This is a genomic window from Leucobacter chromiiresistens, from assembly GCF_001477055.1.
In the GTDB taxonomy this organism is placed as follows: domain Bacteria; phylum Actinomycetota; class Actinomycetes; order Actinomycetales; family Microbacteriaceae; genus Leucobacter; species Leucobacter chromiiresistens_A.
In genome coordinates this window covers 1-26567 of sequence record NZ_LDRK01000002.1, presented here as the reverse complement: position 1 = coordinate 26567, position 26567 = coordinate 1, and the positions used below count along the sequence as shown (strand labels likewise).

Below are 26567 nucleotides of genomic sequence, written 5' to 3'. Positions count from 1 at the left end.
CGATCCGGACCGATCAGTGCTCGCGCAGCGTCAGGTTGTAGGTGCGCTCCGCGCCGATGTACCAGAGATCCTCGACTCCGATCGCGTGGCGGTCGTACCGCCACGGGATCTCGGCCGCACCGTACGAGCCCTCGCGGAGGACGAAGCGGTACCCGGGCCTGAGCTCGTTCGCGAACGACTCCTGCTTGCCCATGAGGTGCCCCACGTTGCGCTTGCGGTACTCGGCGTCGAAGTCGACCTCGTCGCCGAGCAGGCCGATCTCCCGCATCCGCGGGCGAATCGTGGCGAGGTGCTCGAGCGTCTGCGCGTGCACGTCCTCGCAGACCACGCCGGGGCGCAGCTGGGGGATGATGGCCTCGCGCACCGCGCGCGTCAGCATCTCGTACGCCTCCCGCCCCTCCGGGGTGCGCAGCACCGAGCGCGCCATGTCGCTCGTGGCGACGACGACGCCGTCGATCACGACCTTCACCCCGGCGTCGAGCTGCACGCACGTGGTGGTCTCGTCGATCCTGAAGTCGGTGGGCGGCCCGGGGAAGAGCATCCGCTGCGACGAGTGCAGATTCGTGAAGTACGGCTCGACGTCGAACGGGATCTCGTGCTCGGTGCGGAACCGCGCGAGGAACTCCAGGTACCGCGCGTACAGCTCGTTCTCGGTGAACGCCTCGCCCGCGTCGAGGTGCTCGTGCGCCCACGCGACGGTCTGCTCGATGGCCGTCGTCGACGCGCGCGCCGCGATGAGCTGGAACGGGAGATCCTCGGCGTCGCGCTCGTCGCGCCATGAGCCGAGTGCGCGGGACGCGGAGACCAGCACGACGCCCGCGTCGGTGAGCCGGATGCCGAGCGAGCTGTGCTCCCACTGCTCCTCGAACGCGAGTCGCGACCCGTTCGTCAGGGCGGCGACGGCCTCGGCCGCGGAGCCGTAGTCGCCGCACCGGGCTCCCTCGACGCCCTCCACCCGCTGCTCCGCGATCGCGAACACGCGGCCGTCCGCCCACAGGGCGACGGTTCCCGGCTGCCAGACCGTGCCGGTGACCTCCGAGTAGTTGGGTGCGGAGGAGAGCAGGATCGCGTCGACCCCCAGCTGCTCCGCGACATGGGCCAGTGCGGAGAATCGCGTGTCGGCGCCCGCGGAGAGCTCGCGTTCGAGGCCGGCGAGGTGATCGACCCCCGCGATGAGCCGCTCTGCGACGGGGATGCCGGCGGAGCGCCAGCCCGAGAAGCGCGCGAGCACGGCAGCCTGATCGATCTCGTGCACCCGCACGGGCGCGGCCTCGGGGAGCGCGACGCGCACGTCCACCTCCCCGGTCAGCTTGAGGTAGTGCGTGTACGGCGCGCGCGGATCGAGATCGACGGGCCCGTCGCCCACGAGCTCCTTGACCAGCGCGGGCAGGTTGGGCGCGGCCGGGAAGTCGGCCACGGGACGCGGGTCGATCGTGACCCAGGGCTCGTAGAAGCGGATGCGTTCGGGATCGACGCCGGCCCCCGTCACGATGTTGCCCTGCTCCTGCTGGCGCGCGAGCATCACCTCGGCGCCCGCATCCTCGAAGATGAGGGGCGTGACGAACGGGAACGAGTCGAGGCGGATCGCCGAGAACAGGAGTCGCTCGTTCGGCACGAAGCCGTAGCGCTCGGCGACTGCCTGCGGGTCGCAGATGATTCTTGCCATGGTGCGTGGGTTCCTCACTTCTTCGTGTACTGGTTCAGCTGATGCCGGCTTCGACGCCCAGCAGCCCTTCGACCCGGGCGACCAGGTCGGCGAACTCGTCGGCGTACCGCGAGTCCTTGGAGCGGGGCCGCGGCAGATCGACCGCGATGTCGGCGATGATGCGCCCGGGGCGGTCGCCGACGACGAGCACGCGATCCGCCAGCCAGACCGCCTCGGGAATGCTGTGCGTGACGAACAGCACGCTGCGCCGGGTCTCCTGCCAGATGCGCTGCAGCTCGAAGTTCATCTGATCGCGCGTCATCGCGTCGAGCGCGCCGAACGGCTCGTCCATGAGCAGGATCTCGGGGTGCGACACGAGGGCGCGGCAGATCGACACCCGCTGCTGCATACCGCCGCTGAGTTCGTAGGAGTAGTTCTTCGCCTTGTCGCCGAGGCCGACGAGCTCGAGCAGTTCGAGCGCGTGCGCCCTCGCCTCCGCCGTGGAGCGGCGTCGGAACTCCATCGGCAGGAGCACGTTCGCGAGGTTGTTGCGCCACGGCAGGAGCGTGGGGCTCTGGAAGACCATGGCGATGTCTCGGAGCGCCTCCTTCACCCCCCGTCCGCGTACGAGCACCTCGCCCTCGGTGTTCTCGAGCAGCCCCGAGATGATCTTGAGCAGCGTGGTCTTGCCGCCGCCCGACTGCCCGACGATGGAGACGAACTCCCCGGGCGCGATGTCGAAATCGCATCCGCGCAGCACGGTGTTGCTCGCTCCGTCGCGCGCGGTGTAGGTCATGCCCACGTCGCGGACGCTGATGACCGGTTCGGTGATCGTCATGATGCCTGTCCTCTCCGCCCTCCGCTCACGCGGACGGCGCCTCGATCTGCTCGTCCGGGCCGAGCGGCTCGAGATACTCGTTCGTGTAGATGTCCGAGGGATCGACGTCGTCGGGGTTCTCGAGGCCGAGGAACTCGGCGGCGAGGTCGATCTGCTTCTGCACCCCGGCGTCGCTCATCGTGCCGAAGCCCGACTCGGCGTTCTCGTCGTCCCACATGAGGTCGCACTGGCCGGCGATCCCGTCGGCGACCGCCGCGGCGTCGAAGCCGGGCACCGCCGCCTCGAACGAGGCCGCCGTCTCCTCCTGGTTCTGGCAGGCCCACGCGAATCCGCGCTGCGTCGCGCGGTTGAAGCGCTCGACGAGCTCGGGGTCCTCGTCGATGGTCTGGTCGGAGGTGATGATGCCGTTGCCGTAGTAGAGCAGACCGAGGTCGGCCCAGTTCAGCACCACCGGGTCGTACCCCTCGGCGATCAGGGTGGGGCCGTCCGAGACGGAGAGCGCCAGGTTGGCATCCCACTGCCCCGCGATGAGCCCCGGGATCTTCGCCTCTCCGGCTGCGGAGACGATCTCGACATCGCCTTCGCTCCATCCGAGCTTGTCGAGCACGGCCGGCCACATCGCGACCATGGCGCCGTTGCCCTCCGTCGCGACCGTCTTGCCCTTGAGGTCCTCCCAGTCGGCGATCCCGGAGTCGGGGAGCGCGAGGGCGGCGTAGGCGGATTTCGCCTGCACGAGGTTGACCTGCCGGATCGAAGCCCCTTGGGCGCGGTTGAGGATCGACACGTTGTAGTCGGCCCAGCCGAAGTCGACGCGGCCGGTGTCGACGGAGGCCACGGTGTTCGCGGATCCCGAGCCGGGCATGATCTCGACGTCGATGCCCTCCGCCTCGTAGAACCCCGCGTCGACGGCGGCGTAGAAGGGGGCGTGCTTCGGCAGCACGGCGACGTCGAGCATGAAGTCGACCTGGTCGGAGCCTCCGGCTCCGGCGGCCCCGGATCCGGCGCAGCCGGTCGCGAGGAGCGCGGTGGCGGCGAGCATCGCCGCGACCGTGGTTTTCTGTGCGCGCATGTGCGGGCGTCCTTTCTCGAACGGAAATGCTGGGGGTGTGGTTCGCCGGCGCTACTTGACGTGGTTGCGCCAGGGCAGCAGGCGGGCGGCGATGAGGGTGATGAGGTAGAAGAGCAGGAGGGAGATGGCGGCGAGCACCATGAACGCGGCGAACATCGTGGCGAGGTCGCTCTGCGCGTTCGCGCGGAGGATCACCTGCCCGAGGCCGTCGGTGCCGGCGATGAACTCGCCGACGACGGCGCCGCCCACGGCGAGCGAGATCGAGATCTTGGCCCCGGAGAAGATCGACGGCAGGGCGTACCAGAACTCGATCTTGCGCATCCGCATCCACGCGCTCGCGTTGTTGATGCGGGCGAGCTCCTTCAGCTCGTTGGGCACGGCGGAGAGCCCGTCGAAGGTGTTGATGACGAGCGGGAAGAATGCGATCGCCATCGCCACGAACGCTTTCGATTCGAAGCCGAAGCCGAACCAGACGATGAACAGCGGGGCGAGCGCGACCTTCGGGATCGTGTCGACGGCGATGAGCGCCGGGTAGAGGAAGTGCCGCACCGCCGGAATGTAGAAGAGCGTCGCCCCGCAGAGCACTCCGAGGCCGGTGCCGAGCGCGAAGCCGGCGAGGGCCTCGGTGACCGTGACCCAGGCGTGGTGCGCGAAGTAGTCGGGCTGCGCGAAGAGCTTCTCGAAGGCCGCGATCGGGCCGACGAGCAGATAGGCCGGCAGCTGGAAGACTCGGACGACGAGTTCCCAGATCGCCAGGATCGCGAGCATGCCGACTGCGGCCTTGACCGCCTTGTCGACGCCGGACGGGAGGGAGCGCTTGCGCGCGGCCGGGGCGATCGCGAGCGTCTGGGTGAGACTGGATGGAGCGGCGATGCTCTGCGGATCTCTGACGGAAGCGTGCTTCGAAGTATCGATGTTCATGGCCTTCCCAAGTTCAAGGTGTGGTGACCGGCACGGAGCGAGTCATCTTGACAGCGCATCCACTCTCGACGAGTCCTCGACGATGAGGCGGACGAAGCATGACCCTCAGTATCAGAGCGGTCGAAGATACCTGTCTAACACTCTTTCGGCATCTATTGAGTCTTTCGGGGTATCGACCAGTGGGCGACTCGCTCGCGGAGACAGCGATACCCCGATGGCATCAGTCGAACCCCTTTTGATACTGGACACGAACGGTCGCGCCGGTTTCACTGGCACTGGCGTCGCGCACCGCCCGCCCTCGCCATTCCCCTCCGCAGAGAACAGGAGCACCGCGATGAGCACCACTCCCGCACCGCCGACCACGCCCGTGCAGCGCCTGGCAGACCTCGGGCACGCCCTCCCGCAGCCCGCGGCCGGCGCATACGCCTACGACCCCGTGCTCGTCCGGGGAGATCTCGCGCACGTCTCGGGCCAGATCCCCCGGCGCGACGGCGAGGTCGCCTTCACGGGGCCCGTGCGCGCCGACGCCGAGGCCGCCCGCGGCCGGGAGGCGGCCGAGCTCTGCGCACTGCACGCCCTCGCCCAGATCGAGCACGCCGTCGGCCTCGACCGCGTCGCCCAGCTGCTCAAGCTGCAGGTGTACGTCGCGAGCGGCCCCGACTTCGTCGACCAGCCCGCCGTCGCCGAGGGCGCATCGCGGCTGCTCCGCGCCGCACTCGGAGAGGCCGGGCGGCACGCCCGCACCGCGATCGGCGTGCCCCGCCTCCCGAAGAACGCGACCGTCGAGATCGACCTCGAGCTCGCCCTGCACCCCGCCGCGCACTGACCCCGACCGAATCGGAGCACCCCATGGACACCACGCCCGACGCACTCGAACTGGTACTCGACCGAGCCGCCGCCGCCGCGCCCGCACTCGCCGCGCAGCCGCCCCGCGCCCGAGCCGCCTTGCTGATCGCCCTCGCCGACGCGCTCGAAGCCGCGCGGGATCGCCTCGTCCCGATCGCGGAGCGGGAGACCGGGCTGACCCGAGCCCGCCTCGACGGAGAGGTCGCGCGAACGGCCGTGCAGCTCCGGCTGTTCGCCGAAGCGGTGCGCGCGGGCGACGGCGCGGACGCCCGCATCGACGAGGCCGATCCCGGCTTCGTGCTCGGCGCGCGGCCCGACCTGCGGCGCACCCGCATCCCCGTCGGCCCCGTGCTCAACTTCTCCGCATCCAACTTCCCGTTCGCGTTCTCCGTGCTCGGGGGCGACTCCGCCTCGATCCTCGCCGCCGGGTGCCCGCTCATCGTCAAGGCCCACTCGGGCCACCCCGAGCTGTCCGAGGCAACCGCCGAGGTCGCGCAGCGGGTCGTCGAGGATCTCGGCCTCCCGGCGGGAACGCTGCAGCTCATCCACGGGCAGCAGGCCGGAGTGGCCGCGGTGCAGGACTCCCGGGTGCGCGCCGGTTCGTTCACCGGCTCGACGCTCGGCGGGCGCATCCTCGCCGACCTGGCCGCCGCGCGGCCCGCGCCCATCCCGTTCTACGGCGAGCTCGGCAGCGTGAACCCGGTGTTCGTCACCCCGGCCGCGATGACCGAGAACGGACCGGCGCTCGCCGCCGACTACGTCGCGAGCGTCGCCGGATCGGCCGGTCAGCTCTGCACGAAGCCGGGGCTGCTGTTCGCCGCTCAGGACGACGCCTTCCTGAGCGCCGTCGCCGAGGCCGGCGACGCGGCGGGCGCCGCGGAGCACCGCCTCCTCGGCCCGCGCATCGCGGAGGCGTACCGCGCCGATCTCGAGGCGGTGCTCGCCATCGACGGGGTCGATCCCGTCGTCTCCGGCACGATGCGCATCGACGCGGAGGGCGACGGATGGGTCACGCCCACCATCGTGCGCGTCTCGCTCCATACGCTCCGCGCGCACCGCGAGGTGCTGGCGGAGGAGCACTTCGGACCCTGCTCCGTCATCGTCGACGTGCCCGCCGAGGAGCCGTTCGCACCGCTCGTCGGCGAGTTCATCACCGGCTCGCTCACCGGCACCCTCCACCTGAGCCGCGGCGAGCGCGACGGCGCGTCCGACGCCGCCTCCGCCGCCGACGCCGGAGCCGATCCCGCACTCGGCGCACTCGTCTCCGCGCTCGCCGAGCACGCGGGCCGCGTGATCTTCGACGGATGGCCGACCGGCGTCGCGGTGACCCCCGCTCAGCAGCACGGCGGGCCCTGGCCGGCGACGACGAACGACTCGAGCACCTCGGTGGGCACGGCGGCGATCGGCCGCTTCCTCCGCCCGGTCGCCTTCCAGAACGCGCCCAGCGCCTACCTCCCGGCGGCGCTGCGCGACGCCAACCCGCTCGGCATCCCCCAGCGGCGCAGCGCGGCCGGTGAGTCGATCTCCTGGGGCCGCGCACTAGGCTGAACGCATGACCGAGAGCTCCGCGCACGCCCCAGCCATCGAACGTCTCACGTGCGTGATCCCGGCAGGCGGCGTCGGGTCGCGCCTGTGGCCGCTGTCCCGCGCGAACGCGCCGAAGTTCCTGCTCGATCTGACCGGCTCGGGGGACTCGCTGCTGCGTGCGACGTGGGATCGGCTCGCCCCGCTCGCGCCGGCCGAGCGCACGATGGTGGTGACCGGCAGCTCGCACCGCGACTCGGTCGCGGAGCAGCTGCCGGACCTCCTGGCCGAGAACCTCGTCACCGAGAGCGAGCCGAAGGACTCGTCGGCGGCGATCGGTCTCGCCGCGGCGATCCTGGAGCTGCGCGACCCCGACGCGATCCTCGGCTCCTTCGCCGCCGACCACGTGATCCGCGGAGACGTGCTCTTCCAGCGCGCCGTGACCACCGCGGTGCAGGCGGCGGATCAGGGGTACATCGCGACCATCGGCATCCACCCCTCGCACCCCGCGACCGGCTTCGGATACATCTCGACGGGCGATGCGCGGCGCGATCTGGCGCCGTTCGACGTCTACGACGTGACCGAGTTCGTGGAGAAGCCCGACGCGCAGCAGGCCGAGCGCTACCTCGCCGACGGCGGGTACCTCTGGAACGCGGGCATGTTCATCGCGCGCGCGACGGTGCTGCTCGACCAGATGGCGCTGCAGCAGCCCGCGCTCGTCTCGGCGCTGCGCGAGATCGCCGCCGCCTGGGACACCGAGCGCGGCGCCGATGTGCGGGAGCGCCTGTGGCCCACCCTCCCGAAGATCGCGATCGACTACACCGTGGCCGAGCCGGCCGCTGCTGCGGGCAAGATGGTGTGCGTCGCCGCGCACTTCGACTGGGACGACGTGGGCGACTTCGCCTCGGTCGCGAACCTGCTGACCCGGGGCCGGGGCAGCGACCTCGCGGTGCTCGGCGACGGAGCGCAGGTGCTCTCGGACGCGTCGAGCGGCATCGTGGTCTCGGAGAGCAGCCGCCTCGTGGCGCTCGTCGGCGTCGAGGACGTGGTGGTGGTCGATACCGCCGACGTGCTGCTCGTCACGTCGAAGAGCCGCGCGCAAGACGTGAAGCACCTCGTCAGCCGCATGAAGGTGACGGGCGGCGGGCACCTGCTCTAGCGGGGGCGCCCGGAGGTCACGCCGAGACGACGAGCGAGAACGGGTACCGCTGCGACGACAGCACGCGCACGGCGCCCTCCGAGCGTTCGAGGGCCCCGAGCCCGTCGTCGGGATCGGCGCCCGGGTAGCGGTCGCCCGTCTCGAAGTCGGGGTCGTTCGACAGCACCACGCGCCCGTTCGCGTTGACGAGCGTCGAGCCGGCGTGCCCGTCGAGCACGGGCAGCAGGGCCTCCTCCAGCGACGAGACGAGCACGTCGGCGCACACGACGCCCCAGAAGTCGCCGCCGACGAGCAGCGGCACCGCCGAGGTGATGGTCACCTCGTTCGAGCAGAGGTAGTCGACGAAGGGGCCCGCGACGTGGCGGTCCCCCGTCGCCTCGGGCACCCGGTACCACTCGAGCCGCATCAGGTCGATGGCCGCCTGCCCGGGGCCGAACGTCGACGATGCGAGCAGAGCGCGCTCGGGCCCCTGCCACCACGCGAGCGGGTTGCCCTCGCCCACGAGCTCGTCGCTGGCGCAGAACCCCGCGCCGTAGAGCGGGCGGCCCTCCGTGTCGAGCACCTCGTAGGCGCCCGGCTTCGCGAGGGCGGCGAGATGCCCGCCGGTCAGCGCGCCGCGCTCGGACTGGCGGCGCAGCGCCGAGGCGAGGGTGGGCACCCAGCGGTCGAGCGGAGCGAATACGCCGTCGAAGAACTCATCGACGTGGCGCAGGGCCTCGCGGAGCGGGGCTTCTGCGGGTTCGGGCGCGACGGTCACGGCACTCTCTTCCTCTTCTTCGAGGTCGCCGGAGGGTCACCTCTCCCGACGACGCGCTTCCAGTGTGCCACGAAGATCGGCGTCGCGCGGCGTCGCGATCAACTCGCTGCGCAGGCTCACGAGCCAGCGGGTCGAGGCGCGCACCGTCTCGCGGATGGCGGATCGCGCCGCGTCGACGTCGCGAGCGCGCGTGGCGCGGATCTGGGCCATGAGCGCCTGCTGCGTCGCGGCGCGCGCCCCCTCGTCGAGGTCCTGCAGTGCGAGCAGCGGCGTGAACTCGGTCTGCACGCGCACGTGCTCCTTCGTGAGCCGCACCGACTGGCTGAGCGCCGCGAGCTCCAGCTGGATCTCGGTGACGCGCCGCCGCCAGGCCACGCGGTCGAGGTCGCGCGCGCGCTCGGCGACTGAGGCGACGACATCGATCTCCCCCTGGGTCGCGCGCTGGCACGCGTACTCGGCGCAGGCGCAGCAGATGGCCTCGTAGTGCACGCCGAGGTCGGCGAGGGCGACGCGCGGCATCGCCTGCAGCGCGCGGGCGTTGACCTCCTCGACCGAGCCGTGGCTGGGCCGCACGAAGCTGCCGCCGTTGCGGCCGCGCTTCGTCTCGATGAGCCCGCGGTGGCGCAGCCCGCCGAGGGCTTCGCGGACGGTGACGACGGCGACGCCGAGGAGCGCCGAGAGCTCGGTCTCGCTGGGGAGGCGCTCGCCCTCGGTGAAGGCACCGACCGAGATCGCCTGGACGATCCGGGATTCGACGAGCTCGATGCGCCCCTCGTCGCCGATCGGGGCGAGTGCCGCGGTGCGGAGGCGGCTCGGAGGCGAGGTCGGCATGTGTGCGCTCACCGTTCTCCTCCGATCTCACGAACGTACCGAGTGTGTCATGACTGAACTGAGATTTTGCCGCCACCGCTCCGTGATCGAACTGTAACCTGCGGGAAGCCGCGCGTTCTTAAACCTATAAACCCATATGTTATGGTTCTTCTCATCGGGCCGACAACGACGTTGAGGAGCATCCGCATGACACATTCAGTCCCCGCCCCGGAACCGCAGGGGGACATCGCCGTATCGGTGCGCGGCGTGCGCAAGGAGTTCGGCGACCTCGTCGCCGTCAACGATCTCGACATCGAGATCCGCGCCGGCGAGTTCTTCTCCATGCTCGGCCCATCCGGCTCGGGCAAGACGACCGTGCTGCGCATGATCGCCGGGTTCGAAGAGCCCACGGCCGGCACCATCCTCCTCCACGGCACCGACGTGACGAAGTCGGCCCCATTCGACCGCGACGTCAACACGGTCTTCCAGGACTACGCGCTCTTCCCGCACCTCACCATCGCCCAAAACGTCGCCTACGGCCTCACCGTCCGCGGCGTCCCCGCGGCGGAGCGCCGCCGCCTCGTCGCCGAAGCGCTCGAGCAGGTGCAGCTCGCCCACGTCGCCGAGCGATCCCCCGCCCAGCTCTCGGGCGGTCAGCGCCAGCGCATCGCGCTCGCACGGGCCCTGATCCTCCGCCCGAAGGTGCTGCTGCTCGACGAGCCGCTCGGAGCGCTCGACAAGCAGCTCCGCGAGCAGATGCAGTTCGAGCTCAAGCAGATCCAGCGCGACGTGGGCATCACCTTCGTCTTCGTCACCCACGACCAGGAGGAGGCGCTGACCCTCTCCGACCGCGTCGCCGTCTTCAACAACGGCAAGATCGAGCAGGTCGGCAGCCCGCGCGAGGTCTACGAGTTCCCCCGCACCGAGTTCGTCGCCAAGTTCCTCGGCGTCACCAATCTGCTCGCCGACGCCACCGCTCAGCGCATCCTCGGAACCGGCGCCGCGCACAGCGTGCGGCCCGAGCGCGTGCGGCTCGTCGATCCGACCGCACCGCTCGACGCCGCAGACGTCGCGCTCCCCGGCACCATCGTCGAAACCGTGTACGCGGGCGCGCACACGCGCTACCTCGTCGAGACCGACGGCGGCACGCGCTTCATCTCCGAGACCCAGAACACCCACACCCCGCGCACCACCCCCAGCATCTCCCGCGGCGACGCGGTGAGCCTGCGGTTCGCGCGGGATCACGCGGTCGCCGTGCCGAGCGCCTGACCGCCTGCACCGCTTCCACCCGCACGAACCGAACCACCCGCACCACCCAATCGCCTACGAAGGAGTAACGATGCACAAGAAACTCGCGATCCCGGCAGCGCTCATCGCAGCGGCCGGACTCGCCCTGTCGGGCTGCTCGAGCAGCGGTGGCGACTCGGCGCCCGGGGAGATCGAGATCGACGTCCCCGACCTCCCCGCGGTCGAGTCGCTCGGCGACATGGAGTCGGAGGTCAACATCGTCGCCTGGTCCGGCTTCGTCGAACCCGCCTGGGCCGACCAGTTCACCGCCGACACCGGCTGCAAGGTCAACCGCAAGGTCGCCGCCACGAGCGACGAGATGGTGCAGCTCATGCGCACCGGAGAGTACGACCTCGTCTCCGCCTCCGGCGACGCCAGCCTCCGCCTCATCGTCGACGGCAACGTGCAGCCGCTCAACACCGAGCTGATCCCGAACTTCGGCGACGACATCGTCGAGGGCATGAAGGGGCAGCTCTACGACACGCTGAACGGCAACGTCTACGGCATCCCGATCGGCCGCGGAGCGAACATCCTCGAGTACAACTCCGAGGTCGTCACCGAAGCACCGACGAGCTGGGACGTCGTGTGGGAGGAGGACAGCCCGTACGCCGGCAACATCGCCGCCTACGACAGCCCCATCTACATCGCCGATGCCGCGATCTACCTGATGGCGACGCAGCCCGACCTCGGCATCGAGAACCCCTACGCACTCGACGAGGAGCAGCTGGCGGCCGCGGTCGAACTGCTGCAGCAGCAGAACGGCATGGTCTCCGAGTACTGGTCGCCCGCCACCAACGTCACCTCGTTCACCGGCGGCAACTCCGTCGTGGGCACCTCCTGGGAGGTGCTGCGCAAGGCCACGCAGGACGAGAAGTTCCAGAGCGTGCTGCCCGAGGAGGGCTCGACCGGCTGGTCGGACGCGTGGATGCTCGCGGCCGACGCCGAGCACCCCAACTGCGCCTATGCCTGGATGGACTACACCAGCAGCCCCGAGGTCAACGGCCAGATCGCGATGAACTTCGGCATGGCGCCCGCCAACGCCGCGTTCTGCGAGACGAGCGACGAGGCCCGCGAGCACTGCGACTACTACAACGCGACCGATGAGGAGTACTTCGAGAAGGTGTGGTTCTGGACCACGCCCATCGATCAGTGCCTCGACGGCCGCACCGACGTGCAGTGCACCAACTACCAGGACTGGACCAGCGCCTGGGCGACCGTCAAGGGCTGACGCCCGCAGGGTGGCCGGGGACGCGCCCCGGCCACCCGCACCGCACCACTCCCCCACCCCACGACCCGTCAGTGAGGAACCATCGTGTCGCACCCGCCGACCCTCGAGCGTCGCACCAAGCCGCTCTCGACCGCGCTCTACCGCCACCCGCGCGGCCGCCTCGCGTCGCTCCTGACCCTGCCGATGGCCTGGCTGCTCGGCGTCTACATCCTGTCGCTCGTACTGCTGCTGCTCACCGCGTTCTGGACGACCGATCCGTTCACCTCCCGCGTGAAACCCGGCTTCACCCTCGAGAACTTCGAGCAGCTCGTCACCGTACCCGCCTACCTGTCGACCGCGCTGCGCACGCTCGGCATCGCACTCGCCGTCACCGCGATCTGCGCGGCCGTCGCGATCCCGCTCGCCGTCTTCATGGCGAAGGTCGCCGGCCCGCGCCTGCGCGCCGTGCTCGCGATCCTCGTGACACTGCCCCTCTGGGCCGGCTACCTGGTGAAGATCATCGCGATGCGCCTCGTCTGGACCGATGAGGGGTTCTTCAACTGGGCCCTCTCGCCCTTCGGCGTCTCGGGCCCCGGCTTCGGCACGCTCACCGTCATCCTCACCCTCGTCTACCTCTGGTTCCCCTACATGGCGATCCCCGTCTACGCGGCCGTATCCCAGATCCCGACCAACCTCTTCGACGCCTCCTCCGACCTCGGCGCGAGCGGCGCGCGCACCATCCGCACCGTCGTCGCACCCCTGCTGCTGCCGGCGCTCATCGCGGGATCGATCTTCACGTTCTCCCTCAGCCTGGGCGACTACATCGCCGCCATGTACGTCGGCGGATCGACGCAGATGATCGGCAGCATCATCGCCCAGAACATCAACCTGAACCCGCCCCTCGCCGCAGCGTTCTCGTTCGTGCCGATCGTGCTCGTCATCATCTACCTCAGCGCCGTGCGCCGCACCGGCGCGCTCGACAACCTCTGATCCGAGACCCGCAGGAGACCCGCCATGCTACGTCTGAACCGCACCACGCGCGTCGCGCTCGCCGCCATCACGGTGATCGCACTCGGATTCATGTACATCCCGCTGTTCGTCATCGTGATGAACTCGTTCAACTCGAGCCGGGTGTCGGGATGGCCGATCCCCGGCTTCTCCCTGGAGTGGTGGGGCAAGGCGCTCACGAATCCGGCGGTGCACGCCGCGCTGCTGAACTCCGTGATCGTCGCGTCGGTCGCCACCGCGTTCGCGCTCCTGCTCGGCACGCTCGCCGCGTTCGCCCTGCAGCGCTTCCGGTTCTTCGGCAAGCAGACCGTCAACCTGCTCATCGTGCTCCCCATCACCCTCCCCGGCATCGTGACCGGCGTCGCGCTGTCGAACACCTACTTCCAGGTGCTGAAGCCGATGGGCATCAACGTCGGCTACTGGGGCATGATCATCGCCCACGCCACCTTCTGCGTCGTCATGGTGTTCAACAACGTCATCGCGCGGCTGCGCCGCATGCACCCGAACCTCGACGAGGCGTCGATGGATCTCGGAGCGGGCATCGGCCAGACGTTCAGGCTCGTCACCTTCCCGCAGTTCCGCAGCGCCTTCATCGCCGGCGGCCTGCTCGCCTTCGCGCTCTCCTTCGACGAGATCGTGGTCACCATCTTCACCGCTCCCCCCGGAGTCGAGACGCTGCCCCTCTGGATCATGAACCAGATGGCCCGCCCCAACGAGGTCAACCAGGTGAACGTCGTGGCGACGGTGATGATCCTGCTCTCACTGATCCCGGTGTACATCTCGCAGCGGGTGTCGGCCGTCACCGACGCGAAGTAGCGGCGCGCCCGCGCCGCGCGCCGCCCGCGCGCTCCGCTCGCGCCCGTCGAGACCGAGCACTCGCACCGAGACCGAGGGAATCCGCACCGCGAATTCCCTCGGTCTCGCGCGCACCCCTCAGTTTCGCGGGGAGGGGCGGGCGCGCCGCGCGCCGCGAGGGGTGGGCGCGCCGCGCGGGCCGGCGCGCTACAGGCGGTCGCGGTGCGTGTCGCGCAGCTCCTCGACCGCGCGCTCGAGCGCCGGGTCGTCGCCGCGGGCGAGCGCCGCGTACTGCAGCACCAGGCCGTCGTCGGTGGGAACGGCCTTCACCCACATGCGCCGGCGCGCCACGAAGAGCGACCACACGAGCCCGCCGAGTGCGAGCAGCGCGAAGACGAGCACGAAGGTCTGCGCCGGGTTGCGCATCACGTCGAACGACGCGTACCGCGGCACGTCGTCGAGCGTGATCGTTCCCATGCCGTTCGGCAGATCGGCGGTCTCACCCGGCACCAGCTCGATCGACTCGGCGTCGACCGCGCGGCCTGTCAGCTGCTCCATCTTCGAGGTGTCGAGCGAGTACACCGAGCGCGGCACCCCGTCGTCGATGCCGAGATCGCCGACGAACACGTCGAGCGTGAGCACGGGGTTCTCGAGGTCGGGGTAGTTCGACGTGTAGGCGCCCGTGTCGAGATCCGCCTTCGTCGGGTAGAAGAAGCCGCGCAGGCCCACCTGCACCTGCTCGCCGGCCCCGTCGGTGATGCCGTACGGCACCTTCACCACGCCGAGCGACGTCATCGTCATGTTGTCCTGCGGGATGAACGGCATCGCCTCGCTGTAGACCACCGTGCCCTCGGCGTTCTTCACGGTGATGCGCGGCGCGTACCCGTTCGCGATCAGGTAGATCGGGGAGCCGTGCACGCGCAGCGGGTGGTTCACCTGGATCGTCTCATCGCTGACCTCGCCGTTCTCGGGGTCGATGAGTTCGAGGTTCGCCGTGTAGTCGCGCACCTGCCCGATCGCGGCCGTGTTGCCGTCGTCGGGTGTGACGTACGTCACGTCGAGGGAGTCGAGCTTCAGCCCGAACGGATCGAGGCTCGACGAGTCGAAGGCACGACCCGTGTTCACGGTGTCGTAGTCGATGAGCTGATTCACCATCGTCTCGCCCTCGACGAGCACCTTCTGCCCGTTGAACGTGAACACGCCGCCGACGCCCACGCTGATGAGCACCCCCAGCAGGGAGATGTGGAAGAGCAGGTTGCCCGTCTCGCGCAGGTAGCCCCGCTCCGCCGAGACCGACACCGTCTCCACGCCGCGACGCGTCACGCGCTGGATCTCGGTGCGGTAGCGCAGCTTCCGCAGGACGCGAGCCGCCTCCTCGACGGCGCGCTCGGCGAACGCCGCGCGATCCTCGTCGCTCGCCTCGGGGTTCTTGAGCCGCACCTCGGAGAAGCCGGCCATGCGCTCGAGCCGCGCCGGAGTCTTCGGCGGGCGGCCGCGCCACGCCTTCCAGTGGTGGGCGATGCGCGGGATCACGCAGCCGATCAGCGAGATGAACAGCAGCAGGTAGATCGCCGAGAACCACACCGAGCCGTACACGTCGAACGCCTGAATGGGGAAGGCGTCGAGAATGGGGAACAGCTTCGGGTGATCGGCCTCGTACTGCACCACGCCGTTCGGGTCGGCGCTGCGCTGCGGCACCAGCGATCCCGGGATCGCCGCGACCGCGAGCAGCAGGAGCAGCACGAGCGCGACGCGCATGCTCGTCAACTGCCGCCAGAACCACCGCAGCCAGCCGGTGAGCCCGAGCTCGGGCGACTCCGCGCGGATCGAACCGCCCGCGCCGCTGCCGTCGTCGTAATCAGAGGGGCGTGACATATCCGCCGATCACCGCCTGCAGTGCGTACATCATCTTGCTCCAGAGGCCGGTCACCATGAGGAGACCGATGAGGATCAGCAGCCCGCCGCCGATCAGATTCACGGCACGGATGTGCCGCTTGAAGAACGTCATCGTGCGCGTCAGCCAGCCGAAGCCGAGCGCTGCGAGCACGAAGGGCACGCCGAGTCCGATGCAGTACGCGACCGCGAGCACCACGGAGCGGGCCACCGACCCCTGCTGCAGGCTCAACGTCATGATCACACTCAGCGTCGGGCCCATGCACGGGGTCCAGCCGATCGCGAAGACCGCGCCGAGCAGCGGAGCGCCCGCCAGCCCGAGCCTCGGCTTGATGCGCATCTTCATCGTCGACTGCATCCGGGTGAAGAGGCCGATGAACACCAGCCCCATGACCACGATCACCGCGCCCATCACCCGGGTGATGACGGGCTCCCACTCGAGCAGCCAGACACCGACCGTGCCCGCAGCGGCGAGGAACGCGACCAGCACGACGGTGAAGCCGAGCACGAACAGCGCCGAGCCGAGCAGCACACGCCCGCGCGGCGCGCGCTCGACCGCACCGCCCTGCGGTGCTCCTGCGGTCGCCCCTCGCGGTGCTCCTGCGGTCGCCACCCCTCGCTGCGCTCCGCGGGCTGCCGCTGACGCGGCACCGCGACCGTTCGCGCCGCCCTGCGGTGCTCCCGCGGTCGCGCCGACATACGCGAGGTAGCCGGGAACGAGCGGGAGCACGCACGGGGAGAGGAAGGAGAGAAGCCCCGCGGCGATGGCGATGAGCGAAGCGACGAGCAGCTGCCCGTCGGCGACGATGTGCTCCACCGCTACTGCTCGCCGGCGGTGTCGCTCGACTCGGCCAGCGTCTCGTCGATGAGCGTGGTGAGCTGGGAGGCGCTCGCGAGCTGCCCGAGCACGCGGTGCGCGACGCGCCCCTCGCGATCCAGCACCAGCGTGGTGGGCACCGCGTTGAGGGGAACCTCGCCGGCGAACGCGCGCTGCACCGACCTGCCGCCGGCGTTGTCCATGATCGACGGGTACTCGATGCCGAACTCGCGGGAGAACTGCTGCGCCTGCGCGACCTGATCGCGCGTGTTGACGCCCACGAACTGCACGCCCTGATCGGCGTACTCGTCGTACGCCGCCACCAGGTCGGGGGCCTCCACACGGCAGGGCGCGCACCCGGCGTACCAGAAGTTCACGACCGTGACGTCGCCGTGGGTATCGGCCGACCCGAACTCGGCACCGCTCTCGTCGACGCCCGAGAACTCCACGGGCTCCGTGCGCTCAGCCTCCGAGATGCTGAGCGATGATCCATCACCCGAGACGTACCCCTTGTCGCTGCCCTCCTCGAACTGCGACGCGAGGTCGGCGCCCTCCCCCGTGCACCCGGACAGCAGGAGCGCGGCCGAGAGGGTGAGGGCGATGGTCGTGGCGGTGCGGCGCAGGCTCATACGGCTCCTACATCTACGGCGTCGTCGGTGAGCCCGGCGGCGGGGGTGCGGTAGTCGACCTCGAACCAGCGCTCGCCGCGCTTCTCGAAGGTCGTGATGCTCGACAGCTCGCAGCGTCGCGACGACGGGTTGTGGAAGAGGGGCTTGCCGGTGATGTCGAGGTGCGCCATCCAGATCGGCGACTGGTGCGACACCATGACGATGTCGCCGTCGCGGGTCGACTCCCACGCGTCGTTCATGGCCGCGCGCACCCGATCGGCGATCTGGCGGTAGGGCTCGCCCCAGCTCGGCCGGAAGGGGTTCCAGTAGCGGTGCCAGTACCGAGGCTTCGAGAAGGCGGCGTCGGCGCCCGAGCTGACCATGCCCTCGAACGAGTTGGTGGGCTCGATGATGCGATCCTCGGTCACGATCTCGAGGCTGAGCGCGCTCGCGATCGGCCGCGCCGACTGCTGCGCGCGTTCGAGCGGCGAGGCGAGCAGGCGGGAGACGAGGCGGTCGCTGCCCGCGAGCTCGAGTGCGGCGGCCTCGGCCATCTGGTGCCCGCGTTCGGACAGGCGGAAGCCCGGAAGGCGGCCGTAGAGCACGCGATCCGGGTTGTGCACCTCGCCGTGGCGCACCAGATGCAGCAGTTTGTCGCTCACGCCTCCATTGTACGGAGGGGGTGTCTGTGAGTTCGGGGGCGGCGCCCGGGGCCCCTGCCCGCACGCCGGGAGGCCCGGCGCCGACGCCCGCGGCCGCCTCCCGCACGCCGGGAGGCCCGTGCGGCGCGATCCACCGCGACGGCTAGACTGTCCGGGTGACTGAGCGTGTATTGATCAAGGACCTGGCCGCCCGCGAAGACGGCACTGTGCGAGTCTCCGGATGGGTGGAGAAGGTACGCGACCAGCGGTACGTGCAGTTCGTCGTGCTGCGCGACGAGACCGGGGCGGTGCAGCTCGTGAACGGCGGCGTGCTGCGCGAGCCGGATCCCGAGAACCCCCGATCCGATGTGCTGGTGCCCCGCACCACCACGATCTCGGAGCTGACGCAGGGGTCGTTCGTCACGGTCACGGGCGAGCTGCAGCACAACGAGCGGGTCAAGCTCGGCGGCGTGGAGGTGCAGATCGACGAGATCGAGGTCGTCGCGGCATCGCTCCCCGACAACCCGGTCGCCGGCGATTCGAACATCGACGTGCGCCTCGACTGGCGCTTCCTCGACCTGCGCCGCCCGGAGCAGAATCTCGTGTTCCGCGTGCAGACCGCGTTCCTGCACGCGCTGCGCCAGGTGTGGGTGGATCGCGGCTTCATCGAGATCCAGACGCCGAAGCTCATGGCGAGCGCCTCCGAGTCGCGCGCCGAGCTCTTCGAGGTCGAGTACTTCGAGGGCAAGGCCTTCCTGGCGCAGAGCCCCCAGTTCTTCAAGCAGATGGCCCAGGCGGCGGGCTTCGGCGGCATCTTCGAGGTGGGTCCCGCCTTCCGCGCCGACCACTCGTTCACGTCGCGTCACGCCACCGAGTTCACGTCGATCGACACGGAGCTGAGCTGGATCGACTCCCCCGAAGACGTCATGGAGCTGCACGAGGAGCTGCTCGTCGCCGGGCTCACCGCCGTCAAGGAGCAGCTCGGCGCCGAGATCGAGAAGCTCTTCGGCATCGAGATCGAGGTGCCGTCGCGCCCGTTCCCGCGCATCCCCCTCGCCGAGGCGAAGGAGATCGTGAAGGCCGAGGGCTACGAGGTGCCCCGCGCCGACGCCGACATGGATCCGGAGGGCGAGCGCCGCATCGCCGCGCACGTGCGCAAGAAGTACGGCCACGACTTCGTCTTCCTCACCGACTACGACGCGTCGATCCGCCCGTTCTACCACATGCGCAACCCCGAGAACCCGCAGCTCACGCGCAGCTACGACCTCATCTACCGCGGCACGGAGATCTCGACGGGCGCGCAGCGCGAGCACCGCATCGACGTGCTCGAGGCGCAGGCGGTCGAGAAGGGCATGGACCCGAAGGAGCTCGGCTTCTACCTCGACTTCTTCCGCTACGGCGTGCCCCCGCACGGCGGCTTCGGCATGGGCCTGAACCGCGTGCTGATGCTCATGCTGCAGCAGCAGTCGATCCGCGAGGTCACGTACCTGTTCCGCGGCCCGAACCGCCTGCTGCCGTAACGCGGTCGCTCTCTTCGACGGCGCCCCCCGCTGCTGCGGACGGGCGCCGTCGGCGTTTCACGTCGCCGGTGTCATGGTGCACGTGGCGGCCCCGACACCCAGCAGCGGCCAGTCTCCGACGACGGTTCGCGTCGGCGAGGTCCAGCCGCTGGGGTGCACGACCAGCACGGAGAGGCTCCGCGACGCTCCGAGTGCGGCGTTCAGCAGCGCCCCGGTCAGCTCCGTCGTGAGCACACCGTTCGATTGCGTGGTGCGCAGTCCGGTGCCGAGCAGCGTGTCGACCGCCGGTACGAGTCCGTTCGAACCGGTGTATCCGATCCGGGCGTCGGCGAGGGAGTAGCCGGCGGGCAGACGCCATCGCATCGTCAGCGACGATTGCCCCAGGTTCAACAACGAGCCGACGATTCCGCACTCGCCGCCGTACGGCGGGATCGGCACGCTGATCGCTGTGAAGGTCGCGCGCCCGACCTCCCCGTCCGCCCAGAGCGCCTCGGTCTGCTGCGGCGGCTGCAGCTGCCCGGTCGCGATGATGCCGAGGGCGATCGCGGCGGCGCAGAGGCGGGTGCGCATGCGCCGCGGGCGCTCGGAGCCCCGCGGCTCGTCGTGCTCGGAGCCCCGCGGCTCGTCGTGCTCGGCGCCCCGCGGTCCGCGGGGCCGGATCACGCGGCGCATCACGGCTGCGCCGCCGTCCGTCGCCCCCGCACCAGCGACGCGATGCCCGCTGCGGCGAGCCCCGCCGCGACGGCGACGACGCCGAGCGCCCAGCCCGGGCGGGCGCCCGTGATGGGCAGCGGTGCGACCTCGCGGGGGCTCGTCGAGACGGCGTCGCCGCCGCCCGTCGCGTGCAGCGTGAGGGCGACCATGCCGGTGGCGGGCTCCGGGATCACTGCGGTGAGCAGCAGCCACCGCTCCTCCGACGGGCGGAGGGCGGTCAGCGGCGTCGCGGCCGCTCCGAAGGCGACGCGATCGCGCTCGTCGAGCACCTGCTCGTCGCCGGCGCACACCGTTCCCTTCCAGGCCACGTCGCAGCTGCGCACGTCGAGCTCGAGCCCGAGGTCGCGCGACCCCGCAGCTTCGAGCAGCACCTCGACGATCCCGGGTTCGGGGGCGTCGACCCGCACCCCGACCTGCCAGGCGACCGGCACTCCCGGGCGCAGCGTGCGCATCGCGTCGTCGTCCCCGATCGAGGTGAGCGTGATGTGCTCGCTCTCGATCACCACGGGCTCGGCGTGAGCGCGGGCGGCGGCTCCGGCTCCCGCGGCCGCCTCCGCGCCGCTCGGCGCCAGAGCCGACGCGGCGATGCCGCAGGCGATCGCTCCGACGGCGACCACACCGGCGGGCGCGCGATCCCGCTCGCGAGACGGCCGGGCTCCGTGGCGCGGCCGCCGCTCCCCGCCGCCGCCCCGCGGCCAGAACGCCCAGGTGACGAGCGCGGATGCCGCGAGCGTGAGGGCTCCGAGCACCCACGGGTTCGAGAACCACACCACCGCCTTCGCGAGGTGGGGCACCGACAGCAGCACCTCGCGCGCGCTCGTCACCGTGTACGGCAGCGGGTCGTCGGCGGCGTTCGCATCGCCGCGCATCGTGATCGTGCGGCTCTCGCCCGCGCCAGCGATCGAGGTGACCCGGTGGGTCACGGGCAGCTCGCCCGGGCGGTCGACGGTGAGCACGTCGCCGACCTCGATCTCGCTCGCGGGGATCTCGCGCACCGCGGCCAGCGAGCCCGCGGGGATGGTGGGCGACATCGACCCGGTCTTGAACATGATCAGCGAAACGTTGCACACCGCCGACAGCACGACGAGCACGATGCACACCAGGCCCCCGAGCGCGGCGAGGTTCAGCAGCGCGCTGCCGACCGCCCGTGCCGCGTCGCCCCGCCTCATCGCTCCCCCTCTCCCCCGTTCGTGCATCGGTCGTCGTTCCGGATCGCGCGCACGCCGCCCGGCGTCCCCGCTCCCGCGACGATCACGACGTCGATGCGCCCGTCACCGTCCACGTCGCGGTCGTGTTCGTCCCCTGCGCGGCGTTGGAGGTGCCCGCGGGCAGGGTGACGGCGAAGCAGTACGCGACCGGCGAGGCGCCGCCTGCGGCGAGCGCGGTCGTGCTGCTCCCGGCCACCGTCAGGGCGCTCCCGTTCGGCACCACGATGCTCGTGGACGCTGCGAAGCTGGTCGCGTCGCAGGCCTGCGCCGAGGGGATGACGCGCACCCCGTAGGTCAGGAAGCCGGCGAGGCTCGTCGCCGAGCTGGTGGTCGTGGTGGCGGCGCTCAGCGCCGCCGTGCCGGTGACGTTCGTCGCGTCGGTGGTGCGCACCAGGAACTTCGCGTACGTGACCGTTCCGGGCGACATCGCCGTCGGCGTCACCGAGAAGCTGAGCGCAGCGGGCGCGGCCGCTGTGTTATCGGTGTAGGTCGCGCCGTTGTTCGCCGACCCCACGATGCCGAACGTGCTCGCCGTGAACGTCGCCCGCGCCGTCTCGGTGTCGGTCCACGCCGCAAGTGTCAGCGATCCGCCCACCCCGAGCACGAGCGCGCCCGCCAGCAGGGCCCGCGTCTTCGCGAACCAGCCTCCCGATCCCGTGCCGTGCCGCCGCACGCTGCGCGGCCGGCCTCCCAGCTCCACGGCGGGCCTACAGGGCGTCGCCCGAGACCGCCGCGAAGTTCCAGGTGATCCCGCCGGTGACGCCCTGCGCCAGGTCGTCGCCGGCCGTCACCCGGAAGCACACGTTCTGCACGTCGGCGAGGCTGTCGAGGGCGAAGGTCGCCGCGTTCTCGTCGGTGCCCGCGGCGTACGCCGCCTCCGAGCATCCGAGCGCCGTGGTGAAGACGTAGTCGGCGGTGACGCCCGTGAGCGCGGGGTCGACCGTCTGGGCGATCGTGACCTCGGCGTCGTACGTGGAGTCGCGTTCGAGCTGCACCGCGAACGGCGCGTAGACCACGTCTCCGGGTGCGAGGTTGTCGGCGGCCACGGTGAAGTCGAGTTCGGCGGCGTCGGCCTCGGTGGGATGGTCGGCGAATGCGGTGCCGTCGGTCGACCCCTCGATGCCGAAGGTGCCGCTGCCGAACAGTCCGGTGGCCCACTCGTCGTCCGTCCAGGCCGCGAGGGTGATGGCGGCGCCGACGCCGAGTACCAGCCCGCCGGCGAGCACCGCTCGCGCCTTCGTCCAGCCCTGCCGTGCGTCCGGTGCGGTTTCCGCGCGCTCGATCGTCATGTCGTCTACCCCCCTGTAGCGCGTTCGCCAATCTTCCTATGACGAATCTATGGTGACAGGGTACGTGAAAGACGGGCGGCACGGTAGGGGGCGGCCGGCCGACAGCGTTCGGCCGGCCGCGTTCCCGCTCAGCGCCGCCGCACGACCACGACGGAGTCGCTGAGCGGGTGCACCTCCCCATCCGGCCCGCGCCCCGCGCGCTCGCGCACCTCGGCGATCTCGACCCTCCAGTCGGCGTCGGCCAGCGCCAGCGCGCGCAACTCCGATTCGGGCGTCGGAAACTCCTCGCCGTGGTGCGACGACCATTGCGGGGCCGCGGCATGCGCGATCAGCACCAGGCGCCCGCCCGGGGCGACGCGGTGCGCCGCCGCCCGGAGGATGCGCTCGCGCGGCAGCTCCACCGGCGACTGGAAGAAGCTCGCGGCGACCAGATCGTAGGGCTCCGCATCGCCCTCGATCGCCGCGGGGTCCTCGCTCCACGCCGCGAGGTCGGCGGCGATGCACCGCGCACGCGCGAGGCCGCGCTCGGCGGCGACCGCGTTGGCCCGCGCGACCGCGGTGGCGGAGAGGTCGATCCCGGTCGCATCCCACCCGCGCCCCGCGAGCCAGAGCACGTCGCCGCCCTCGCCGCTCCCGAGATCGAGCGCGCGGCCCGGAGCCCAGTGCTCGGCGACATCGGCGAGCGCGCGGTTGACCGCTCCCGACCAGACGCGGTGCGACGATCCGTACCGCTGCTCCCAGAACACGACCGGGTCCGTCGACGCCTCGGGATCCGCGTGCATCACGCCACCGACCCTGCGGCGAGCGCGTAGTCCTCGTCGACGAGCGCCGCGTTCGCGGCTGCCCCGGCCATGTTGCCCGCGCCCATCGCGAGCGGCACCGAGGCGGCGGGGCTGACCACGTTGCCCGCCGCCCAGATGCGCGGGTGGCTGGTGCGCTGCATTGGGTCGACCGCGATGCACACCCCCATCGGGGTCTCGGTGCGCTGCAGCGGGATGCCCGAGAGGAAGGCGTCCTGCGGCACCATCGTGAAGCCGGTGAAGATCGCGTCGACGCCGTACTCGCGCCCGTCGGCGGTGCGCACGCCGGTGACCTGCGCCCCCGAGCCCAGCACCTCGGCGACGGGCATCGGCACGAGGCGCATGCCCCGCGCCAGCATCGCCCGCTCCGTACCCGCGTCGAGCGCGCTCGCGCCGTCGGGCCCGACGAGCCCCGCGGTGAACACCGTCACATCGTCGCTCCACTGCCGCAGCAGCTTCGCCTGGTGCAGGCCGATCGGCGCGGTCGTGACGACGGCGATGCGCTGCCCGCGCACCTCCCATCCGTGGCAGTAGGGGCAGTGGAGCACGCTCTGCCCCCAGCGCTCCGCGAGTCCCGGAATCTCGGGGAGCGCATCGGTCACGCCGGTGGCCACGATGAGCGCCCGGGTGCGGAGCACCGGTCCCGAGTCGAGTTCGATCGACACGGATCCGCCGGGGGCGAGGGGCGCTCCCACCCCGGGCGATCCGCCATCGTCGTCGCCGTCGCTTCCGGCGTCGCGCACCGCGCGCACGGTCGCCGCACGGAACTCCACGCCATACGCCTCGGCCTCGGCGCGGCCGCGCGTGAGCAGCTCGAGCGGCGGCGTGCCGTCGAGTCCGAGCACGTTGTGCATGTGCGCGGCGAAGCGGTTGCGCGGCGCTCCGCCGTCGAGCACGAGCGTGCGGCGCAGCGAGCGGCCGAGCGCTTGCGCGGCGCTGAGGCCCGCCGCTCCGCCGCCGATCACGATTGCATCCCAGGTGGTGTCTGTCATGAGACCAGCTTCGACGCGATATGCGATACTTGCAATCTAGTTTGCGAAAACAGCAAGGAGCGACCATGGACGAACTGCAGCGCCTCGGACCCCGCCTCCGCGCCGCCCGCCAGGAGCGCGGGTGGACCCTCGACGAACTCGCCGCCCGCTCCGGCATGTCGCCGAGCACGCTCTCCCGCCTCGAATCGGGCAAGCGGCAGGCGAGCCTCGAGCTCCTGCTGCCCGTGACGCGCCAGCTCGGCATCCGCGTCGACGACCTGCTCGATGCGCCGGATCGCGACCCCCGCGTGCACCGCACCGCGATCCGCCGCGACGGCATGACCATCGCGCCGCTGACCCGGGAGGCCTCGGAGGTGCGCGCCTTCAAGATCACCTACCACCCCCGTCCACCCGAGGCCGCCGAGCGCGAGCTGCAGGTGCACGAGGGGCACGAGTGGCTCTACGTGCTCTCGGGGAGGCTGCACCTCGCCCTCGCCGACCGCGAGCACGTGCTCGGGCGGGGCGAGGCGGCGGAGTTCGACACCTCCGTTCCGCACCGCATGCGGGCCGAGGGATCGACGCCCTGCGAGGTGATCAGCATCTTCAACACGGTGGGCGAGCGCCTGCACCTGCACACCACCTGATCGACGGGGCGGTCAGCGAACCTGCGCGAGGAGGGCCCGGTGGAACGCGGGATCGCCCGTGAGCTCCGGGTGCACCGCGATCCCCGTGACCGCACCGAGGCGGAGCTGGGCACCTCGCGACCCGCCCGCACCGGCGTCGTCGTCCGCGGAGACGGGCGCCGACGTCGCGCCGAGCGCGCGTCCGCCCGCCCGGCAGATGGTGCGCGCGCCGGGCCCGACCGAGACCACCTCGGGCGCACGGATGACCGCCGCGCGCACGCGGCCGTCGCTCTGCCCGACGACGTCCTCCGCATCGACCGCGAGCTCGAGCTCGCGCGAGGCCGTCTGCGGACCGATCGCGTTGCGCCGCACGGCGACATCGAGCACGCCGAACGACCGCTGCCCCGGCGCCGCATCACGCACCTCCCGGGCGAGCAGCACGAGCCCGGCGCAGGTGCCCAGCACGGGGAGCCCCTCCGCGATCACCCCGCGCAGGCCGTCCGCCAGATCGAAGATCCGGAGCAGCCGATCCTGCGTGCTCGACTCGCCGCCCGGCAGCACGAGCGCGTCGAGTCGCGGGCCGTCGGCGCCCGCGAAGTCGCGCTCGCGCCGCACGAGCACGACGCGCGCGCCGAGCCGCTCGAGCATCTCGGCGTGCTCCGCCACGCCGCCCTGCAGCGCGAGCACGCCGACCACGGGCGCCGGGCGTGGGTGCGTCACCATCCGCGATCGGCCAGGCGATGCGGTGCGGGCAGGTCGGCGACGTTGATGCCCACCATCGCCTCGCCGAGTCCACGCGATGCGTCGGCGATGGCGCCGGGATCGTCGAAGCGGGCGGTCGCCCGCACGATCGCCGCGGCGCGCTTCGCCGGGTCGCCCGACGTGAAGATGCCGGACCCGACGAACACCCCGTCGGCGCCGAGCTGCATCATCATCGCCGCGTCGGCGGGCGTCGCCACCCCGCCCGCCGTGAAGAGCACCACCGGCAGCCGCCCGCTCGCCGCCACTTCGGCGACGAGGTCGTAGGGGGCCGCGAGCTCCTTCGCGGCGACGAAGAGCTCGTCCCGCCCGAGCGCCGAGAGCCGGGCGATCTCGCCGCGGATCGTGCGGATGTGCTTCGTCGCCTCCGAGACGTCGCCCGTGCCCGCCTCGCCCTTGGAGCGGATCATCGCCGCGCCCTCCGCGATGCGTCGCAGGGCCTCGCCGAGGTTCGTCGCCCCGCACACGAACGGCACCGTGAACCCGCGCTTGTCGATGTGGTGCGCGTAGTCGGCGGGCGACAGCACCTCGGACTCGTCGATGTAGTCGACATCGAGCGCTTCGAGCACCTGCGCCTCGACGAAGTGCCCGATGCGCGCCTTCGCCATCACCGGGATCGAGACGGTCGCGCGAATGGCCTCGATGAGGTCGGGATCGCTCATGCGCGCCACACCGCCCTGCGCGCGGATGTCGGCGGGAACCCGTTCGAGGGCCATCACAGCGACCGCGCCCGCGTCTTCGGCGACCCGCGCCTGCTCGGGAGTGACGACGTCCATGATGACGCCGCCCTTCAGCATGTCGGCGAGCCCCCGCTTGACGAGGGGCGAACCGGCGCCGCCCTCGTGCTCGGCGGGGGCG

General features: G+C 71.2%; 27 protein-coding genes. 9 read left to right on the top strand and 18 right to left on the bottom strand.

What is annotated here, in order from left to right; all coding sequences use genetic code 11:
• Nucleotides 1-13: 13 nt before the first annotated feature.
• Genes NS354_RS00160 through NS354_RS00145 form a run of 4 tightly spaced genes read right to left on the bottom strand, consistent with a single transcriptional unit; the run spans nucleotide 14 to nucleotide 4473 of the window.
• Entirely contained in the window at nucleotides 14-1666 is a 1653-nt protein-coding gene (locus NS354_RS00160; protein ID WP_058592612.1) for a M24 family metallopeptidase, read from the bottom strand.
• A 34-nt stretch (nucleotides 1667-1700) separates the two neighbouring features.
• Nucleotides 1701-2483, bottom strand: coding sequence for an ABC transporter ATP-binding protein (locus tag NS354_RS00155; RefSeq protein ID WP_206542585.1), 783 nt, complete (start codon nucleotides 2481-2483; stop codon nucleotides 1701-1703).
• A 25-nt stretch (nucleotides 2484-2508) separates the two neighbouring features.
• Nucleotides 2509-3552, bottom strand: a complete 1044-nt coding sequence (locus NS354_RS00150; protein ID WP_058592611.1) for an ABC transporter substrate-binding protein — start codon at nucleotides 3550-3552, stop codon at nucleotides 2509-2511.
• 51 nt (nucleotides 3553-3603) lie between these two features.
• A complete protein-coding gene (locus tag NS354_RS00145) occupies nucleotides 3604-4473 on the bottom strand; it encodes an ABC transporter permease (RefSeq protein ID WP_058592610.1) in 870 nt (289 codons plus the stop codon).
• Between the two features lie 334 nt (nucleotides 4474-4807).
• Here NS354_RS00145 and NS354_RS00140 point away from each other — a divergent pair, with 334 nt between their 5' ends.
• From NS354_RS00140 to NS354_RS00130, 3 genes are read left to right on the top strand one after another with little or no spacing between them, the layout of a single operon-like run.
• Nucleotides 4808-5299, top strand: coding sequence for a RidA family protein (locus NS354_RS00140; protein ID WP_058592609.1), 492 nt, complete (start codon nucleotides 4808-4810; stop codon nucleotides 5297-5299).
• Between the two features lie 23 nt (nucleotides 5300-5322).
• Nucleotides 5323-6867, top strand: a complete 1545-nt coding sequence (locus NS354_RS00135; RefSeq protein ID WP_058592608.1) for an aldehyde dehydrogenase family protein — start codon at nucleotides 5323-5325, stop codon at nucleotides 6865-6867.
• Between the two features lie 4 nt (nucleotides 6868-6871).
• Nucleotides 6872-8002, top strand: a complete 1131-nt coding sequence (locus NS354_RS00130; protein ID WP_058592607.1) for a mannose-1-phosphate guanylyltransferase — start codon at nucleotides 6872-6874, stop codon at nucleotides 8000-8002.
• Between the two features lie 16 nt (nucleotides 8003-8018).
• Here the strand turns inward: NS354_RS00130 and NS354_RS00125 are convergent, their stop codons facing one another.
• Nucleotides 8019-8759 carry a hypothetical protein gene (locus NS354_RS00125; RefSeq protein WP_058592606.1) on the bottom strand — a complete coding sequence of 247 codons (741 nt, stop codon included), beginning with the start codon at nucleotides 8757-8759 and terminating at the stop codon, nucleotides 8019-8021.
• Nucleotides 8760-8795: 36 nt separating this feature from the next.
• Complete coding sequence (locus tag NS354_RS00120) at nucleotides 8796-9602, bottom strand: FadR/GntR family transcriptional regulator (protein WP_058592605.1); 807 nt, start codon at nucleotides 9600-9602, stop codon at nucleotides 8796-8798.
• 174 nt (nucleotides 9603-9776) lie between these two features.
• Here NS354_RS00120 and NS354_RS00115 point away from each other — a divergent pair, with 174 nt between their 5' ends.
• The 4 genes from NS354_RS00115 (at nucleotide 9777) to NS354_RS00100 (ending at nucleotide 13887) form a co-directional block, all read left to right on the top strand.
• Nucleotides 9777-10838 (top strand): ABC transporter ATP-binding protein, encoded by a 1062-nt coding sequence (locus NS354_RS00115; RefSeq protein ID WP_058592604.1) that lies wholly within the window; start codon nucleotides 9777-9779, stop codon nucleotides 10836-10838.
• Between the two features lie 70 nt (nucleotides 10839-10908).
• Entirely contained in the window at nucleotides 10909-12084 is a 1176-nt protein-coding gene (locus NS354_RS00110) for an extracellular solute-binding protein (protein WP_058592603.1), read from the top strand.
• Between the two features lie 84 nt (nucleotides 12085-12168).
• The gene (locus NS354_RS00105; protein WP_058592602.1) at nucleotides 12169-13053 is read left to right on the top strand and encodes an ABC transporter permease; all 885 of its coding nucleotides are present in this window, start codon (nucleotides 12169-12171) and stop codon (nucleotides 13051-13053) included.
• Between the two features lie 24 nt (nucleotides 13054-13077).
• Nucleotides 13078-13887: an ABC transporter permease gene (locus NS354_RS00100; RefSeq protein WP_058592601.1), complete on the top strand. Its 810-nt coding sequence runs from the start codon at nucleotides 13078-13080 to the stop codon at nucleotides 13885-13887.
• Nucleotides 13888-14073: 186 nt separating this feature from the next.
• Here the strand turns inward: NS354_RS00100 and resB are convergent, their stop codons facing one another.
• Genes resB through NS354_RS00080 form a run of 4 tightly spaced genes read right to left on the bottom strand, consistent with a single transcriptional unit; the run spans nucleotide 14074 to nucleotide 17846 of the window.
• A complete protein-coding gene (gene resB, locus NS354_RS00095; protein ID WP_058592600.1) occupies nucleotides 14074-15741 on the bottom strand; it encodes a cytochrome c biogenesis protein ResB in 1668 nt (555 codons plus the stop codon).
• Entirely contained in the window at nucleotides 15725-16549 is an 825-nt protein-coding gene (locus tag NS354_RS00090) for a cytochrome c biogenesis CcdA family protein (protein WP_430735987.1), read from the bottom strand. Before NS354_RS00090 ends, resB begins: the two co-directional genes overlap by 17 nt.
• A 29-nt stretch (nucleotides 16550-16578) precedes the next feature.
• Nucleotides 16579-17205 (bottom strand): TlpA family protein disulfide reductase, encoded by a 627-nt coding sequence (locus NS354_RS00085; protein ID WP_058592598.1) that lies wholly within the window; start codon nucleotides 17203-17205, stop codon nucleotides 16579-16581.
• Complete coding sequence (locus NS354_RS00080) at nucleotides 17202-17846, bottom strand: histidine phosphatase family protein (RefSeq protein ID WP_058592597.1); 645 nt, start codon at nucleotides 17844-17846, stop codon at nucleotides 17202-17204. The genes NS354_RS00085 and NS354_RS00080 overlap by 4 nt, the downstream gene beginning before the upstream one ends.
• A 155-nt stretch (nucleotides 17847-18001) precedes the next feature.
• Here NS354_RS00080 and aspS point away from each other — a divergent pair, with 155 nt between their 5' ends.
• Nucleotides 18002-19345 (top strand): aspartate--tRNA(Asn) ligase, encoded by a 1344-nt coding sequence (gene aspS / locus NS354_RS00075; protein ID WP_241490272.1) that lies wholly within the window; start codon nucleotides 18002-18004, stop codon nucleotides 19343-19345.
• A gap of 57 nt (nucleotides 19346-19402) precedes the next feature.
• On the opposite strand, the gene NS354_RS00070 is transcribed toward aspS, so the two are convergent.
• From NS354_RS00070 to NS354_RS00045, 6 genes are all read right to left on the bottom strand, one after another.
• On the bottom strand, nucleotides 19403-20008 hold the full coding sequence (locus tag NS354_RS00070; RefSeq protein WP_153002057.1) for a hypothetical protein: 606 nt from the start codon (nucleotides 20006-20008) through the stop codon (nucleotides 19403-19405).
• Nucleotides 20009-20016: 8 nt separating this feature from the next.
• Nucleotides 20017-21228, bottom strand: a complete 1212-nt coding sequence (locus NS354_RS13690; RefSeq protein WP_082677809.1) for a signal peptidase I — start codon at nucleotides 21226-21228, stop codon at nucleotides 20017-20019.
• Between the two features lie 82 nt (nucleotides 21229-21310).
• Nucleotides 21311-21967, bottom strand: coding sequence for a SipW-dependent-type signal peptide-containing protein (locus NS354_RS00060; protein WP_241490271.1), 657 nt, complete (start codon nucleotides 21965-21967; stop codon nucleotides 21311-21313).
• A 7-nt stretch (nucleotides 21968-21974) separates the two neighbouring features.
• On the bottom strand, nucleotides 21975-22556 hold the full coding sequence (locus tag NS354_RS00055) for a SipW-dependent-type signal peptide-containing protein (protein WP_058592593.1): 582 nt from the start codon (nucleotides 22554-22556) through the stop codon (nucleotides 21975-21977).
• 128 nt (nucleotides 22557-22684) lie between these two features.
• On the bottom strand, nucleotides 22685-23338 hold the full coding sequence (locus NS354_RS00050; protein WP_058592592.1) for a class I SAM-dependent methyltransferase: 654 nt from the start codon (nucleotides 23336-23338) through the stop codon (nucleotides 22685-22687).
• Entirely contained in the window at nucleotides 23338-24348 is a 1011-nt protein-coding gene (locus tag NS354_RS00045; protein WP_058592591.1) for an NAD(P)/FAD-dependent oxidoreductase, read from the bottom strand. Before NS354_RS00045 ends, NS354_RS00050 begins: the two co-directional genes overlap by 1 nt.
• Nucleotides 24349-24413: 65 nt before the next feature.
• On the opposite strand from NS354_RS00045, the gene NS354_RS00040 reads away from it, so the two are divergent.
• On the top strand, nucleotides 24414-24971 hold the full coding sequence (locus tag NS354_RS00040; protein WP_058592590.1) for a helix-turn-helix domain-containing protein: 558 nt from the start codon (nucleotides 24414-24416) through the stop codon (nucleotides 24969-24971).
• A gap of 12 nt (nucleotides 24972-24983) precedes the next feature.
• Here NS354_RS00040 and pdxT read toward each other — a convergent pair whose 3' ends face one another.
• Both pdxT and pdxS read right to left on the bottom strand, forming a co-directional pair.
• On the bottom strand, nucleotides 24984-25673 hold the full coding sequence (gene pdxT / locus NS354_RS00035) for a pyridoxal 5'-phosphate synthase glutaminase subunit PdxT (RefSeq protein ID WP_058592589.1): 690 nt from the start codon (nucleotides 25671-25673) through the stop codon (nucleotides 24984-24986).
• On the bottom strand, nucleotides 25667-26567 hold a 901-nt coding region (pdxS, locus tag NS354_RS00030; protein ID WP_058592588.1), incomplete at its 5' end, for a pyridoxal 5'-phosphate synthase lyase subunit PdxS. The genes pdxS and pdxT, both read right to left, overlap by 7 nt.

Excerpts from the sequence above, each read along its gene's own strand:
- NS354_RS00160 (WP_058592612.1), bottom strand. The coding sequence starts at position 1,666 with ATGGCAAGAATCATCTGCGACCCGCAGGCAGTCGCCGAGCGCTACGGC.
- NS354_RS00155 (WP_206542585.1), bottom strand. The coding sequence starts at position 2,483 with ATGACGATCACCGAACCGGTCATCAGCGTCCGCGACGTGGGCATGACC.
- NS354_RS00150 (WP_058592611.1), bottom strand. The coding sequence starts at position 3,552 with ATGCGCGCACAGAAAACCACGGTCGCGGCGATGCTCGCCGCCACCGCG.
- NS354_RS00145 (WP_058592610.1), bottom strand. The coding sequence starts at position 4,473 with ATGAACATCGATACTTCGAAGCACGCTTCCGTCAGAGATCCGCAGAGC.
- NS354_RS00140 (WP_058592609.1), top strand. The coding sequence starts at position 4,808 with ATGAGCACCACTCCCGCACCGCCGACCACGCCCGTGCAGCGCCTGGCA.
- NS354_RS00135 (WP_058592608.1), top strand. The coding sequence starts at position 5,323 with ATGGACACCACGCCCGACGCACTCGAACTGGTACTCGACCGAGCCGCC.
- NS354_RS00130 (WP_058592607.1), top strand. The coding sequence starts at position 6,872 with ATGACCGAGAGCTCCGCGCACGCCCCAGCCATCGAACGTCTCACGTGC.
- NS354_RS00115 (WP_058592604.1), top strand. The coding sequence starts at position 9,777 with ATGACACATTCAGTCCCCGCCCCGGAACCGCAGGGGGACATCGCCGTA.
- NS354_RS00110 (WP_058592603.1), top strand. The coding sequence starts at position 10,909 with ATGCACAAGAAACTCGCGATCCCGGCAGCGCTCATCGCAGCGGCCGGA.
- NS354_RS00100 (WP_058592601.1), top strand. The coding sequence starts at position 13,078 with ATGCTACGTCTGAACCGCACCACGCGCGTCGCGCTCGCCGCCATCACG.
- resB (WP_058592600.1), bottom strand. The coding sequence starts at position 15,741 with ATGTCACGCCCCTCTGATTACGACGACGGCAGCGGCGCGGGCGGTTCG.
- NS354_RS00085 (WP_058592598.1), bottom strand. The coding sequence starts at position 17,205 with ATGAGCCTGCGCCGCACCGCCACGACCATCGCCCTCACCCTCTCGGCC.
- NS354_RS13690 (WP_082677809.1), bottom strand. The coding sequence starts at position 21,228 with ATGAGGCGGGGCGACGCGGCACGGGCGGTCGGCAGCGCGCTGCTGAAC.
- NS354_RS00055 (WP_058592593.1), bottom strand. The coding sequence starts at position 22,556 with ATGACGATCGAGCGCGCGGAAACCGCACCGGACGCACGGCAGGGCTGG.
- NS354_RS00050 (WP_058592592.1), bottom strand. The coding sequence starts at position 23,338 with ATGCACGCGGATCCCGAGGCGTCGACGGACCCGGTCGTGTTCTGGGAG.
- NS354_RS00045 (WP_058592591.1), bottom strand. The coding sequence starts at position 24,348 with ATGACAGACACCACCTGGGATGCAATCGTGATCGGCGGCGGAGCGGCG.
- NS354_RS00040 (WP_058592590.1), top strand. The coding sequence starts at position 24,414 with ATGGACGAACTGCAGCGCCTCGGACCCCGCCTCCGCGCCGCCCGCCAG.
- pdxT (WP_058592589.1), bottom strand. The coding sequence starts at position 25,673 with ATGGTGACGCACCCACGCCCGGCGCCCGTGGTCGGCGTGCTCGCGCTG.